We start from the raw sequence: 13860 nt of genomic DNA on the forward strand, positions 1-13860 counted from the left end.
GCCGGCCACGTTCGACGGTTCGGGCGTACTCCCGCCTGTGCGCCGGAGGTTAGGCTTCGGACCATGTCAGGGTCGCGGTGGCGTGGCCGGGCGGCGGACGCGGGCCTGGTGCTCGGCGTCGGGCTGGTGGCCCTCGTCGGCCTGGTGGTGCAGTCGCGCGGCATCGACACCGCAGCCGAGTCGGCGGCGCTGCTGGCGGTGCTGGCCTCCTCCGGTGCGCTGTACGTCCGCCGCCGCCACCCGGTGCCGGTGGGCGTGGTGGCGTTGGTCGCCGTCGGCGCGTACGGGGCGTTGTTGCACAAGACCGGCCCGATCATGTTGGTGTTCGTCGTGGCGCTCTACACCGTTGTCGACGAGGGCCATCTCCGGGCCGCCATCGGGCTCGGCCTCGCCTCGGTGATCGCCTTCGCCGTCGCCGACAGCGGCAACCGTTCCCCGGACACCAGGAACGGTGCGACGCTGCTGCACGCCGGTTGGCTCGTCGCGGTCATCGTCGGGGTGACCCGAAACCGCCGGGCCTACCTCGCCGAGGCGCAGGCCCGGGCGGTTGCCGCCGAGCAGAGGCTGGAGGAGGAGTCCCGGCGACGGGCCACCGAGGAGCGGTTGCGCATCGCCCGCGAGCTGCACGACGTGCTCGGCCACCATCTCTCGCTGATCAACGTGCAGGCCAGTGCCGCGTTGCACCGACCGGACCCCGCCCGGTCCGAGCAGGCGCTCACCGCGATCAAGGAGACCAGCAAGGAGACACTGCGTGAGTTGCGGGCGACGCTGGGCGTGCTGCGGCAGGAGAGTGAGGCGCCGATCGTGCCCGCGCCGGGCCTCAACCGCCTTGACGACCTGATCACCACGGCGGGGCGTTCCGAGCTGGAGATCCGCACCGAGTTCGCGGAGATCCCGGCGCTGCCGCCGGAGGTCGACCTGGCGGTCTACCGGATCGTCCAGGAGGCACTCACCAACGTGGCCCGGCACGCAGGCGCCACCAACGCGGTGGTCCGCGTCCGACCCGACCGCGACGACGTGCTGGTGGAAGTGGAGGACGACGGCACCGGCGCACCAGGCACGCCCGGCAGTGGGATCCTCGGCATGCGCGAACGGGCCCGGGCGCTGGGCGGGTCGCTGACCACGGGCACGCGGCCGGACGGCGGCTTTCGGGTCCGCGCCCGCCTGCCGCTGCGGCCCGACCCGACGCCGGTGGGGGAGCGGGCGTGATCCGGCTGCTGCTCGTCGACGACCAGACCCTGGTCCGCGCCGGCTTCCGCTCCATCCTGGACGGTGAGGATGGCATCGAGGTGGTCGGTGAGGCCGCCGACGGGGCGGAGGCGGTGCGGCTCGCCGTGCGGCTGCGGCCGGACGTCGTCCTCATCGACATCCGGATGCCCGTGCTGGACGGCCTCGCCGCCACGGGGCAGATCGTCGCGCGCACCGATGCCCGCGTCATCATCCTGACCACGTTCGACCTGGACGAGTACGTCTACGGGGCGTTGCGAGCCGGCGCGAGCGGGTTCCTGGTCAAGGACACCGAGCCGGCGGAGCTGATCCATGCGGTGCGGGTGGTCGCCCGCGGTGACGCGCTGATCGCGCCGGCGATCACCCGTCGACTGATCGCCGAGTTCGCGGCCCGGGTCCGGCATCCGGACCCGGGGCCGCGACTGAGCGTGCTCACCGAGCGGGAGCGTGAGGTGCTGACACTGGTCGCCGCGGGCCTGTCCAACGACGAGATCGCCGCGCGACTGGTGCTGAGCCCGGCCACCGCCAAGACGCATGTCAGCCGGATCATGACCAAGGCGCAGGTGCGGGACAGAGCCCAGCTGGTGATCCTCGCCTATGAGTCGGGTCTGACCGTTCCCGGCTGGCTCACCCGATCCTGAGCCACTCTCAGGCGGCCAGCCGGCCGGTGCGGCGGGCGCGGGCCAGCGCCAGCCCACCGAGGACCACGCCGACCAGGCCGACCGCCACGGCCACATACGCCCCGCCCCGCCCGTTGCCGGTGCCGATGCCGCTGTCGGAGGTGGCCACCACCAGCCCTCCGAGCGCCAGACCGAGCAGGCCCGCCGCCAGGGCCAGGACGGCGCCGAGCAGCCCGGAGCCGGTGCCGAGGCGACCGGCGGGGCGGGCCAGGGCCAGCCCGCCGATGACCGCACCGACCAACCCCAGCAGTACGCCCACGCTGGCGCCGAGTCGCCCGGAGCTCATGGCGGTGGCGGCGGTCGGCTGGACGGAGGCGTGCGCGGCTGCCGGCGCGGCCAGGGCGACTGCCCCGGTAGCGCCGGCAACGGCGGCGGTGAGCAGGCGACGGATCGACATCACGTTTCCCTTCGGTCCCACGACGGTTACCGCCGCAGCGTATGAACCGAAGTGCGCGTGAGTCGTCATGCCGACGATGTCGATGGGCCTACCCCAGGGGATGTACGCACACCGCCCGGCGTACCGCCGCAGTTGTCTCCCGTGATCAGCGCCGGCTGGCCAAAAGCGGTCTTGACCTGCGGTTTTGTCAGATCCGAGCAGTGGCTTTCGTGGTCTGTGAGTGGTACGACTGAAGCATCCACCGATCGGGGTGACGCAATGGTCACGTCAGTGTTCGAGTTCAGCGCCCCACCACTGCGACCGGTGAGACCATCGTGACGGGCCCGGAGGACACCGAGAACACGGCTGCCTACAACCGCGGTCTCGGCGCGGGACGCATCGAGCAGCGTCTGCAGGGGCACGATGAACACCTGCGGCAGATCAACGGTTCGATCGACTCGATGACGCGGGCGCTGCATGCCCTCACCGAGGAGTTACGTGCCAATGCCGCCGCGTTCCGCGCCACCGTTACCTCGGATCGCCGGGACGACACTGAGCGGGAGAGGATCGCCGCGGCCCGGGTCGAGGAGGCGGACATCGTCACATCCCAGCGGACGGTCCGGTGGACGGCATGGCAGCGCTGGTTCGCCGTCCTCGGCGCAATCATCCTGGTCGTGAACTTCGGTTTGGGGCTCTACGTCGCCTTCAACCGTTGACTCGATCGGCTGTCGCCAGCAGGAACGCCTGATCTACCGCTGCCAGGCGTCGATGGTGCGTACGCCGTCGCGGAGGACCCGGTCCACCATGGCGGGGTCGCCGTTGGTGCCCTCCCACCCCTGGTCGTCGAAGACCGTCACCGTGGTGTCGACGCGCGCCACGGCGATCTGGCTGGACGAGCTGCCGCCGGTGCGGTCTCCGTTCAGGTTCGTCCCGGCCCACGTCCGGTCCAGCAGCAGCGCCTCGTCGCCGACGCCGGACAGGGCCCGGCTCTTCACGGTGCCGGGGCTCCCGAAGTGGTCGTAGGAGGGGCACGCCTGCACGGCGGTACGCAGGCGCGCCATGTACGCCGAGGCGCCGTCGCCCTCGAAGGTGAAGATGGTCTGGTGGATCATCCCCTGCGGCACGTTGGTCTCTGGTTCGCCGGCCTTCTTGTAGGTGACGGTCATCGCGGCGCTGGCGGTGACCTGTCGACCTCCGGTGCCGAACTCGTTGGCGCACAGCTTCGGCAGGGCCTCCTCGACGGGCGTCGTCCGTCGGGGGGACTTCCGCAGCTCGGTGGGCAGCTCGACGAAGGCTGACGTCGGGATGGTCGCCGGAGCGCTCGCGCTCGACGATGGCGGGTCGCTCGGGTTCGTTGCCGCCCCCGCGGTCGTCGGCGCCGCGCTCGACGGGGTCGCGTCGGGCGAGTCCTCAGCCGTGGTGCAGGCACTCGCGAGTGCGATGCTGCCGAGCAGCGGGACCAGCACAAGCAGACTTCGCGTACGGGAGGTCGGCAGTGTCACGTGTCGGCTCATGGTCACCCCTTGTCTGTTCCGACGCAGTTCCCTGCGACGAGTCGTCCGAAACGACAGTGGGCGGAGGCCGGACCGGGCCTCGGGAAACGGGGTGCCGCCACTGCGGTCGGGCCGTTAGGCTGCCCCGCATGACCAGCGTGAGCGCCCACCGCACCGGACCGTCGTGTGACGTCCTGGTCGGTGCGCGGCGACGCCGGCGATCCGTCGCCCGCCCCCGCTGACCTGTTTCCTGCGACCGGCGGATCGAGCCGCCGGTCATCCGCTGGTCGTCCTCGGTCCGCCCGCATCTCCCCCTTCAACGACTCGCGTGACGGCGCGGGTACGAGTGAGATCGGCGTACTCATGGATCTTGAAAAGTTGTTGTCCGACCGGCTGGCACCGGCGTTCGCGGCGGTGGCCGGCGCCCCTGTCGACCCGCTCGTGCGGCGGTCTCCGCGCGCGGACTTCCAGTCCGACGCGCCGCTGGCGCTGGCCCGGCGGCTCGGCCGCCCACCGCGCGACATCGCCGCCGCGGTGCTGGAGCACGCGGTGCTCGACGACGTCTGCGTGTCGGCGGAGGTTTCCGGGCCGGGTTTCCTCAACCTCACCATCGCCGACCGGGCACTGGCCGACCTGGTCGCCGGGCTGGCAGCCGACGCCCGGCTCGGCGTGCCGCTGGCGGCAGCACCGCAGACCGTGGTGGTCGACTATTCGGCGCCGAACGTGGCGAAGGAGATGCACGTCGGGCATCTGCGCTCGACCGTCATCGGCGACGCGGCGGTGCGGCTGCTGGACTGGCTCGGGCACCGGGTGGTGCGGGTCAACCACCTGGGTGACTGGGGGACACCGTTCGGGATGCTGATCGCGCACCTCGCCGACCTCGGTGAAGCCGAAGCGGCGCACGAGTTGTCGATGGGTGACCTGGACGGCTTCTACCGGGCGGCACGGGTGAAGTTCGACGCCGACGAGGCGTTCCGGGAACGGTCGCGGCTGCGGGTGGTCGCGTTGCAGGGCGGCGACGAGCGGACGCTGCGGTTGTGGCGGCTGCTGGTGGAGCAGTCCGAGCGGTACTTCCTGACCGTGTACGACCTGCTCGACGTGACGTTGTCCGAGGACGATTTTCGGGGCGAGAGCGCCTACAACGACCTGCTTCGGGGCGTCGTCGACGACCTGGACCGGTTGGGGCTGCTGGTTTCCAGCGGCGGGGCCGACTGCGTCTTCCCACCCGGGTTCACCGGGCGGGACGGCGAAGCGTTGCCGCTGATCGTGCGTAAGAGCGACGGTGGGTACGGCTATCCGGCCACCGACCTGGCCGCGCTGCGGCAGCGCACCGGTGAGTTGGGAGCGACCCGGTTGTTGTACGTGGTCGGGTTACCGCAGCGGCAGCACTTCGCGATGGTGTTCGCCGTCGCCCAGGCGGCCGGTTGGCTGTGCCCGCCGGTCCGGGCCGAGCATCTGGGCTTCGGGTCGATCCTCGGCGCCGACGGGCGGATGCTGCGCAGCCGGACCGGCGAGTCGGTGAAGCTGGTCGGGCTGCTGGAGGAAGCGGTCGCCCGCGCCACCGACCTGGCCCGGAGCAGGAACCCGGAGCTGGACGCCGAGGCCGCCGCCGAGATCGGGCGGGCCGTCGGTATCGGCGCCGTCAAGTACGCCGACCTGTCCACCGATCGGAGGAAGGACTACGTGCTGGACTGGGAGCGGATGCTCTCCCTGGACGGCAACACCGCGCCCTACCTCCAGTACGCGTACGCCCGTATCCGGTCGGTGTTCCGGCGTGCCGGCACGGAGGCGCGGAGGGACGCCCCCATCGTGCTCGCGCAGCCGGCGGAGCGGGCGCTGACTGTCGAGTTGCTCGGCTTCGGCGCGGTGGTCACCGAGGTGGAGCGGAGCCTCGACTTCCACCAGCTCGCCGGTTACCTGCATCGGCTCGCGACCGCGTTCAACGCGTTCTACGAGCGCTGCCCGGTGTTGCGCGCGCCGGACGAGCTGCGGGAGAGTCGGCTGCTGCTGGCCGAGCTGACGGCCCGGACCCTGCGGCAGGGGCTGCACCTGCTCGGCATCCGCACCCTGGAGCGGATGTGACGGGGCAGCCGCCGGGTCAGCGGGCCTTCTTCGTGGCCCGCTTTCGAGGCGGCGTCAGCAGATCGGCGATCTGCGCGATCGCGGCGGGCACCAGGCGGTAGTACGCCCAGACCCCGCGCTTGTCCCGCTCGAGTAGGCCAGCCTCGGTGAGGATCCGCAGGTGATGACTCACTGTCGGCTGGGAGAGGTTGAGCGCCGCGGTGAGGTCGCTGACGGACGCTTCACCCTCCGGGGCGGACTGGATCAGGCTGAGCAGCCGGAGTCGCGCCGGATCGGCGAAGGCCTTCAGCACCCCCGCAAGCCGCTCGGCATCGGCCCGCTTGATCGGGTCGCCGGTGAGCGGCGAGATCGCAGGCATGGCAGTTTTCGCAGTTCCCACGCCTGCCATAGTGACACCAACACCATCAATAAGCCGGTAGAACCGGCACCAGTCCTCCGATGGCGTCCGGATGGCCGCCCGGTACGTCCGAACGTGAGTCGAACCTCGACGTCCGTGGTGACGTACGGGCCGTGTGGGGCTCCGCCGCGCCCCACACGGCCCTACGCCGGCATACGTGCCGTCGGATCAGCCGGGCCCGCGGGTCAGCGGCGGGGCCTGGGCGTGCTGCGCGGCAGGACGTACGGCGGTCCAGCGAGGATCAGGTCCGACTTCAGTTCCTGGTACGCCCGCTTGGGTTGGTAGTTCTCGTCGTAGATGGTGGCCAGGCCCTCCGGCGGGTCGTCGAACCAGTCCGGCACCCAGGAGTACCTGTCGCTGAAACCCCAGACCGTGTACGACAGGCAGCTGCGCACCGCGAGGCACGCCTTCATCAGCACGCTGAAGTTGGCGGCCGACGCCTGGAGCCGAGGGTTGATCTCCTCCGAGTTGCCGGCCTGGACACCTGCCGTCATCTGACTACGGACGTCGACCTCGGTGAACGCGGTGGCGACGCCGAGCCCGCTGAACTTCTTCAGCGCGGCGGTCACCTGAAGGGTGTCGAAGTTGCCGTACTGCGTGCCCAGGTGGCCCTGGGAGCCGACGCCGTCGATCGGGACACCCTGTGCGCGCAGCCCCTTGGTCATGTCGTAGACGAACTGGGTCTTGTCGTCCGCCGGGTTGCCGGAGCCGAACGCCTCGATGTTGTAGTCGTTGTAGAACAGCAGGGCCTTCGGGTCGGCGGCCCGCGCCCAGCGGAACGAGTCGGCGATGTAGCCGGGCCCGAGGTTCTGCGCCCAGAAGCCCTTGTAGTGCAGGGTCGACGGGGTGTCCCACGGGTCGCTGACCGCCTCGTTGACCACGTCCCACTGCCAGATCTTGCCCTTGTAACGGTTGACGACGGTGGTGATGTGCTTGCGCAGAATCTCGCGCAGCTCCTGCTTGCTGATGGAGCCGTCGGCGACACCGGCGGTCAGCCAGGCGGGCAGTTGGTTGTGCCAGACCAGCACGTGGCCGCGCACGCTCTGCCGGTTGCGCTTGGCGAACTCGACCAGTTGGTCGGCCGCCGCCCAGTTGTAGGTGCCGCGGGTGGGCTCCAGGACCTCCCACTTCATCACGTTCTCGGCGGTGACCGAGGTGAACTCGGAGGAGGCCAGCGCGCGGTACTGCGGGTCACCGGCGTCGTTGAGGGCATCCATGTTGACCGCGGTGCCGACGTGGAGGCCGTGGCGCAGACCGAGGGCGCCGAGGCTCTGCGCCGTGGGGTCGTAGGGCCGGCTCGCGGTGGCCGGCACCGTGTTCAACGCCGCGACGGTCGCGACGGCGACCACGGCGACGGTCGTCCACTGTCTCAGCTTCATGTGCCTTCCTTTCCAGACCCTTGATCGACACGTGTCGATCAAGAAGGTGCGGGTCCGGTGTGGGCGGGTGGGGAGCGGGGTTCGGAATCGAGCGCCCTGGTCCGGGCGAGGGGCCGGTAGTTCCGGTCGGTGACCGGAAACCTGCTCGAAACGTTAAGGCCGTCTATGTCCGGGCGTCAACGCTGAAAACTTCCGGAAATTCGTCATATGACCTGCGGGGGGATCGCCTGGTGTGTCGGCGAAACTTTCGGAGGCCGGTGAGCGTGCTGTTGCCACGCAACGAGGCACCGTCGACCGGGTGGCCGACGATGCCTGGTGGCGTTACGGGAGCTGACCCGCGCGGTCAGCGCAGACCGGCGAAGAGGTCGTCCTCGGGGATGGGCGCGCCGGTCCGGTCCCGGACCCGCACGAACGTCTCGACACCCATCAGCTCGGTGAACCGCTCGCGGCCCAGTTGCAGGAAGAAGATGTTCTCGGTCTGACTGGCATGGGTGGCCAGCGCGTCGAACTTCTGCCCGCCGTAGCTGCTCGTGTCGACCCAGGTGCTGATCTCGTCGTCGGGCAGACCGAGCTGCGGCATCGGCTCCGCCGCCGGGTCCGGCTCGGACCACTCCACGCCGAGCTCCTGCATGATCCGGCCGAACTGCTCGAACGCCGTACGCGGCACGGTGGTCCAGTAGACCTTCGCCGGGCTGTCGGTCATCTCGACGGCGGCCATGGTGATCCGGTGCGCCTGGATGTGGTCCGGGTGGCCGTAGAAACCGTTCTCGTCGTACGTGACGATGACGTCCGGCTGGTGCTGCCGGATCAGCTCCGCGAGCCGACCCGCGGCCTCCGCGACCGGCGTCGTCCAGAACGCGCCGGGCTGGTCGTTGGTCGGCCAGCCCATCATCCCCGAGTCGGCGTAACCGAGGGTCTCCAGGCGGCTCACCTTCAGCACCGCGCAGCTGGCCTCCAACTCGGCCTGGCGCATCGCCACGACAGCGGCCGGGTCGTGCCCCGGGTCGCCCGGCTTGACCCCGCCGGGGCCGTCGCCGCACCGCCCGTCGGTGCAGGTCACCAGCACCGTCGTGATGCCCTCCGCGGCGTAGCGGGCCAGCACGCCACCGGTGCTCGTCGCCTCGTCGTCGGGGTGGGCGTGCACCGCCATCAGGGTCAGAGGTCGCTCAGCCATGCACTCACCCTACGGTCATCCCCCGACGGCCCCACGACCTCCACCGTCGTCCGGTTCGCGTCCCGCGTTCGTGGCAGGCGTCCGGCTGACTTCGGGCCGGCATCATACCCAGCTCGGCGTCCGTGCAGCGGTCCTTGCCGCAAAGCGCCATCAGGCCCGTCACCGGCCCCTACATTCGGCAGGGCCAGCAGGTCGGAGCAGTTCGGGACGCGGGGAGAGGTCGATCGCGGTGGCCGGTGCGGGGTCGTTCGCCGAGGTGAAACAGGTCGACGCCGGGGTCCTGAACGTGGGCTACGTGGACGCCGGGCCGCCGGACGCGCCCGCGGTGATCCTCCTGCACGGCTGGCCGTACGACATCCACAGCTTCGTCGACGTCGTACCGCTGCTCACCAACGCCGGCCACCGGGTCGTCGTCCCGTACCTGCGCGGCTACGGCACCACCCGCTTCCTCTCCGACGACACCATGCGCAACGGCGAACCGGCGGCCATGGGGCTCGACCTCATCGCCCTCATGGACGCCCTGCACATCGACACCGCGAAGCTGGCCGGGTTCGACTGGGGTGCGCGTACGGCGGACGTCGTGGCCGCGCTGTGGCCCGAGCGCTGCCGGGGTCTGGTCTCGGTGAGCGGCTACCTGATCGACGGCCAGGAATCGGGCAAGGTGCCGCTGCCGCCGAAGGCGGAACTTGCCTGGTGGTACCAGTACTACTTCGCCACCGAGCGCGGCCGGGAAGGCTACGACAGGAACCGGCGCGACTTCGCCAAGCTGATCTGGCACACCGCATCCCCCCAGTGGATGTTCGACGACGCGACGTTCGACCGCAGCGCGGCGGCGCTCGACAACCCCGACCACGTCGACATCGTCATCCACAACTACCGGTGGCGCTTGGCCCTCGCCGCCGGCGAGCCGCAGTACGACGAGGTGGAGCAGCGCCTGGCCGCGAAACCGAAGATCACCGTGCCCAGCATCTCCCTGGAGGGGGATGCCAATGGCGCACCGCACCTGGAGCCCAGCGTCTACGGCAAGCAGTTCTCCGGGCGCTACGAGCACCGGACCATCGGCGGCGGTGTCGGGCACAACCTGCCGCAGGAGGCCCCGCAGGCATTCGCGGACGCGGTGCTGGAGGTCTGACCCGGCGCGTCAGCCGCGGCGGCCCGGACGCTGCGGCTCCGGACGTTCCACCCGCACGGGGTCGCCGCGTACCAGATCGTCGTGGATGCGCCACCGCGCGGTCGTGACGGCACGCCGCGCTGTCTCGTCGCCCTGCTCGATGCGGTGCCGCAGCAGTTGCAGGGCGATCCGGCGGTTGAGGCTGAACTGCCGCTCCTCGTCCACCACCACGACGATGCCCGACGGACGGTGCGTCGCCCGCACCGCCGTGCTGGCCTTGTTGCGGTGCTGACCGCCGGGCCCGCCGGTGCGACAGGCGACGATATCGACATCCGCCTCCGAGAACGTCGTCGGCGCGGCGTCGAGGCGGGGCGGCTGGGCGGTGACGTACCAGTTCTTCCGACCGACGTTCGTCCGGTAGGGGCTGGGGGCCTGCCAGCAGAGTGTCCCGGTCCACGACCCGGCGAACGTCTCCGCGTCGGCGCCGGAGATCTCGATGAGCACCGACCGGTAGGTGCCGGCCCGGTCACCGGGCACGGCCTTGACCTGCCGGATGGTCAGACCTCGCCGGCTGCCGTCGGTGTTGAGGCGGTGCAGGAGCTGGGTCAGCGCCCAGGCGCATTCCCGCGGCCCGCGTCCGGCGGACAGCAGCAGGAGCGTGCTCACGACCCGCCTCGCCTGCCGCGGTGGCCCCGCCGGTCGGACCGCGCCGTGGACCCGAGGTCGGGCGTCTTGTAGGTGACCAGGGGAATCGTGGTGACCACCGGCGTGGCGAGCTGGTGCTCGACGAGGTCGGCGATCACCTGCTCGATGCGCTTGTAGGCGGTGGGCGCCTCCTCGAAGAGCAGTTGACGGTCGCCGCACACCACCAGCGAGCCCACCGGTGTGCGGCGCAGCTCCTCGACCGTGTGCTTGGCGCGGCCCCGGCGCAGCGCGTCGGCGCGTGACATCTTGCGGCCGGCGCCGTGCGCCACGGAGTGGTTGGCCTCCGGCCCTGCGTGGGCGGCCACCAGGTAGGACGCCGTCCCCCGCGTCCCGGCGACGAGGACGTCGCGGCCGTCACCCGGCGCCGCACCCTTGCGATGCAGGTACACCCCGTCGCGGATCTCGACCAGGTTGTGGCACTGGTCGACGATCGGGTCGGTGGGCTCGGCCCCCAACGCGTACGCGACCCGGGCCGCCAGCACCCGGCGGTTGAGCGAACCCCAGCGCACAGCGTCGTCGTGCCGCGCCAGGTAGGCGGCGGGGTCTGGGGCGGCACCGGCGCCGTGGGCCTCCGTGTGCGCCCGCAGGATCCGCTCGCCCAGACCGCGCGAACCACTGTGTACGACCAGCACGAGATCGCCGGCGTCGAGCCCGAGCCGACTCGCGTGACCCGGGTCGAGGACGGCGCCGACACGGGCCAGCTCGACGAAGTGGTTGCCTCGGCCGACGGTCCCCAGGCCGTCGAGGTGACCGGCCGGGACGTCGCCCTGAACGACGGTCCAGGCCGGGTCGTCGGCGTCCCGCTCCGGGTCCAGGGCGCGGTCGAGGTCGGGGAACCGGGAGGCCAGCCGCTCCGGTACGGCCCGCTTGAGCTTGATGGGGAACACGGCGATGCCGCAGCCGATGTCCGATCCGACCAGGAACGGGTACAGCACCGTCGACGCCATGGCCGCGCCGATGGGGGCGCCCTTGCCCGGGTGCAGGTCCGGCATCGCGGCAACGTGGACCATGCCGTCGAGGGCGGCCACCTGCTGACACTGCGCGAGCGCAGCTGATTCGATCCAACTCGCGGCCGACGCGAACACCGTGACCGAGGCGCAGGTGGGGGAGGGCGTGGAAATCCGAGGGGGGTGGTGCTCAGACAAGGGGTACTCACTTCTCGTTGAGAAGGTGGAAACGGACGACGTCACGCCGCCGGGAGGCGTCACCGGGGGCGGAGCGGGGGAGGGAGTCCGTCAGTACGTCATGGACGCCACTCTCGCCGAGCGCGCCGGGTACGACAAACGATTTTTTCCTTCACGTCGTACGCTGCCGCGATGAGCGCACCGCGTCGCATCCTGATCTACGGCGTGTACGGCTCCGGCAAGTCCACCCTCGCGGCGCGGTTGGCCGACCACCTCGGGCTGCCCTGGTATCCGGTGGACGACCTGGTCTGGCAGCCGGGCTGGGTCGAGGTGCCCGTCGCCCAGCAGCGCGGCCGGATCGAGGAGGTCTGCCGACGGGACCGCTGGATCATCGACGGGGCCTACCACGGCTGGCGAGACGTTCCGCTGGCCCGTGCCGACCTGGTGGTCGGCCTGGACTATCCACGGTGGCGCTCGTTCTGGCAGCTGCTGCGGCGCACCGTGCGCCGGGTGGTGACGGGTGAGGAGATCTGCAACGGCAACCGTGAGTCGTTGGGCAGTGTGCTGTCCGGGGACTCGATCCTGCTGTGGCACGCCACCGCGTTCGGTCGGACGCGACGGCGGATGCGGGCCTGGCGGAGCGACGCTTCCGTGCCGCCCGTGGTGTTGCTGCGCTCCCCGGCGGAACTGGACGACTGGCTGGCCGGCCTGCCCCGCAACTGAAGCCGCGCCCGCCCTCGACCAACGACAGCCAGCCACAGACCGTCGGCGGACCCTAGAAAACCACCGGGAGAGGTTCGACCCAGCAGGTCGCTGTGTGTGCCTCGACCAACCTCTTGGCCTCCTCGGCGTCCGCCTCCGTGAGGAAGACACCGACGTTGTGGCGGCTTCGGCGGCCGTCCTCCTCGATGCTCGCGGTGAGCAGGTGCACGGTGTGCCGTCGCGGCCTGCGTACGCCCTCGGGGAGTCCGGCCAGGAACGCCTCGGCGACCTCCTGTGGCGAGGCGATGTCGAGCTCGCCGCCGACGCCGGAGAGCGGCTTGGTCGGCCAGATGGGGTCGTATCGGCTGAAGGTGTTGAAGAGTGACGGCTCCAGGTACGACAGCACGCCCTCGCTCCACCCGACGCCGAGAGTCACCACGTACCCGGTCACACCTTCGCTCTCAAGGATGAGCACGCGCGCGTTTTCGGGGCTGTGGTGGGAGGTGTCCCGCGCGACCCGCGCGGCCTCGTCCTCGGTGGCGCAGCGGAGGACGAGACCTCGGTAGTCGCTCTGCATCCGCATCGCCTCGACTGGGCTGAACAGCACCTCGATGGTCGTGGGCAGTCGGCCCTCGACTCCGGGCAGCTGATCCGCCCGCAAGAGCAATTGCCCGTGGGTCGCCGAGTACGACCACAGTGAGAAGTGCCGGTCGCTACGGAAGAGTTCCACGCCCGGGCGGAAGTCCTTGTCCCTGTGCAGCCACACCCGCGACGTCATCTGATCACGATGATTCATCGCAGGATGCCCGTCAAGATCAACCATGGATGGCTGCCGGCTGGGCTGCACCGCCGGCGTCAGCGCAGAATGGAGAGTGCCTGGAGTGGTCCGGCCGGCAGTTCACCGGCCGGACCACCGATCAGGACTCCTGACGTCGACGCCGCGCGAGGAAGAACGCGAACGCGCCCAGCACGACCATCACACTTCCAACGCCCGTCATGGCCGGGACCACACTGCCGCCTGTCACCGGCAGGATGGGGCCCTTGCCACCAGGGCTGCCCGGCGCTCCGGGGCTTCCAGGCGCTCCAGGGCTGCCGGGTGCTCCAGGGCTGCCCGGCGCTCCAGGGCTGCCCGGCGCTCCAGGGCTACCCGGGGCTCCAGGGCTACCGGGTGCCCCAGGGCTGCCGGGTGCTCCAGGTGCTCCAGGGCTGCCAGGCGCTCCCGGTGCACCGGGACTGCCGGGTGCTCCTGGGCTACCGGGTGCGCCGGGGCTGCCGGGCGCGCCAGGAGAGCCGGGTGCTCCGGGGCTGCCGGGTGCTCCGGGGCTACCGGGCGGGCCGGACGGGCCGGCGGGGCCAGTTGGTCCGGGCGGACCGGTCGGTCCCGCACACACCGGTGCGCTGATGACGTTG

General features: G+C 70.9%; 15 protein-coding genes. 7 read left to right on the plus strand and 8 right to left on the minus strand.

All coding sequences use genetic code 11. The features are described 5' to 3' along the window. The first annotated feature begins 63 nt into the window (after positions 1 to 63). Together KBX46_RS18600 and KBX46_RS18605 are read left to right on the plus strand one after the other, a co-directional pair. Positions 64 to 1209, plus strand: coding sequence for a sensor histidine kinase (locus KBX46_RS18600; protein WP_210793428.1), 1146 nt, complete (start codon positions 64 to 66; stop codon positions 1207 to 1209). Continuing rightward, complete coding sequence (locus KBX46_RS18605) at positions 1206 to 1868, plus strand: response regulator transcription factor (protein ID WP_088947097.1); 663 nt, start codon at positions 1206 to 1208, stop codon at positions 1866 to 1868. The genes KBX46_RS18600 and KBX46_RS18605 overlap by 4 nt, the downstream gene beginning before the upstream one ends. A gap of 7 nt (positions 1869 to 1875) precedes the next feature. On the opposite strand, the gene KBX46_RS18610 is transcribed toward KBX46_RS18605, so the two are convergent. After that, on the minus strand, positions 1876 to 2304 hold the full coding sequence (locus tag KBX46_RS18610) for a DUF6223 family protein (RefSeq protein ID WP_247667750.1): 429 nt from the start codon (positions 2302 to 2304) through the stop codon (positions 1876 to 1878). Between the two features lie 314 nt (positions 2305 to 2618). On the opposite strand from KBX46_RS18610, the gene KBX46_RS18615 reads away from it, so the two are divergent. Further along, positions 2619 to 2999: a hypothetical protein gene (locus KBX46_RS18615; protein WP_210793429.1), complete on the plus strand. Its 381-nt coding sequence runs from the start codon at positions 2619 to 2621 to the stop codon at positions 2997 to 2999. 33 nt (positions 3000 to 3032) lie between these two features. Here KBX46_RS18615 and KBX46_RS18620 read toward each other — a convergent pair whose 3' ends face one another. After that, positions 3033 to 3797, minus strand: a complete 765-nt coding sequence (locus tag KBX46_RS18620; protein WP_210793430.1) for a hypothetical protein — start codon at positions 3795 to 3797, stop codon at positions 3033 to 3035. Positions 3798 to 4139: 342 nt separating this feature from the next. Here KBX46_RS18620 and argS point away from each other — a divergent pair, with 342 nt between their 5' ends. Beyond that, the gene (gene argS / locus KBX46_RS18625) at positions 4140 to 5858 is read left to right on the plus strand and encodes an arginine--tRNA ligase (RefSeq protein WP_210793431.1); all 1719 of its coding nucleotides are present in this window, start codon (positions 4140 to 4142) and stop codon (positions 5856 to 5858) included. A gap of 16 nt (positions 5859 to 5874) precedes the next feature. Here the strand turns inward: argS and KBX46_RS18630 are convergent, their stop codons facing one another. The 3 genes from KBX46_RS18630 to KBX46_RS18640 form a co-directional block, all read right to left on the minus strand. Beyond that, a complete protein-coding gene (locus tag KBX46_RS18630; protein WP_088947102.1) occupies positions 5875 to 6216 on the minus strand; it encodes a helix-turn-helix transcriptional regulator in 342 nt (113 codons plus the stop codon). 224 nt (positions 6217 to 6440) lie between these two features. Then, the gene (locus KBX46_RS18635; protein WP_210793432.1) at positions 6441 to 7634 is read right to left on the minus strand and encodes an endo-1,4-beta-xylanase; all 1194 of its coding nucleotides are present in this window, start codon (positions 7632 to 7634) and stop codon (positions 6441 to 6443) included. Between the two features lie 343 nt (positions 7635 to 7977). Further along, positions 7978 to 8808 (minus strand): PIG-L family deacetylase, encoded by an 831-nt coding sequence (locus KBX46_RS18640; RefSeq protein WP_210793433.1) that lies wholly within the window; start codon positions 8806 to 8808, stop codon positions 7978 to 7980. Positions 8809 to 9037: 229 nt separating this feature from the next. Between KBX46_RS18640 and KBX46_RS18645 the strand changes: the two genes are divergently transcribed. Beyond that, on the plus strand, positions 9038 to 9940 hold the full coding sequence (locus tag KBX46_RS18645; RefSeq protein ID WP_308159588.1) for an alpha/beta hydrolase: 903 nt from the start codon (positions 9038 to 9040) through the stop codon (positions 9938 to 9940). Positions 9941 to 9949: 9 nt separating this feature from the next. Here the strand turns inward: KBX46_RS18645 and prfH are convergent, their stop codons facing one another. Then, positions 9950 to 10585: a peptide chain release factor H gene (gene prfH, locus KBX46_RS18650; protein WP_210793434.1), complete on the minus strand. Its 636-nt coding sequence runs from the start codon at positions 10583 to 10585 to the stop codon at positions 9950 to 9952. Then, a complete protein-coding gene (locus KBX46_RS18655) occupies positions 10582 to 11769 on the minus strand; it encodes an RNA ligase RtcB family protein (protein WP_210793435.1) in 1188 nt (395 codons plus the stop codon). Before KBX46_RS18655 ends, prfH begins: the two co-directional genes overlap by 4 nt. A 171-nt stretch (positions 11770 to 11940) precedes the next feature. Here KBX46_RS18655 and KBX46_RS18660 point away from each other — a divergent pair, with 171 nt between their 5' ends. After that, positions 11941 to 12471, plus strand: coding sequence for an adenylate kinase (locus KBX46_RS18660; RefSeq protein ID WP_210793436.1), 531 nt, complete (start codon positions 11941 to 11943; stop codon positions 12469 to 12471). A 52-nt stretch (positions 12472 to 12523) separates the two neighbouring features. Here the strand turns inward: KBX46_RS18660 and KBX46_RS18665 are convergent, their stop codons facing one another. Beyond that, a complete protein-coding gene (locus KBX46_RS18665) occupies positions 12524 to 13228 on the minus strand; it encodes a hypothetical protein (RefSeq protein ID WP_210793437.1) in 705 nt (234 codons plus the stop codon). Between the two features lie 318 nt (positions 13229 to 13546). Between KBX46_RS18665 and KBX46_RS33145 the strand changes: the two genes are divergently transcribed. Beyond that, positions 13547 to 13852: a hypothetical protein gene (locus KBX46_RS33145; RefSeq protein WP_308159592.1), complete on the plus strand. Its 306-nt coding sequence runs from the start codon at positions 13547 to 13549 to the stop codon at positions 13850 to 13852. The last annotated feature ends 8 nt before the right edge of the window (positions 13853 to 13860 follow it).

It is taken from the genome of Micromonospora sp. C81, assembly GCF_018070425.1.
In the GTDB taxonomy this organism is placed as follows: Bacteria; Actinomycetota; Actinomycetes; order Mycobacteriales; family Micromonosporaceae; genus Micromonospora; species Micromonospora zamorensis.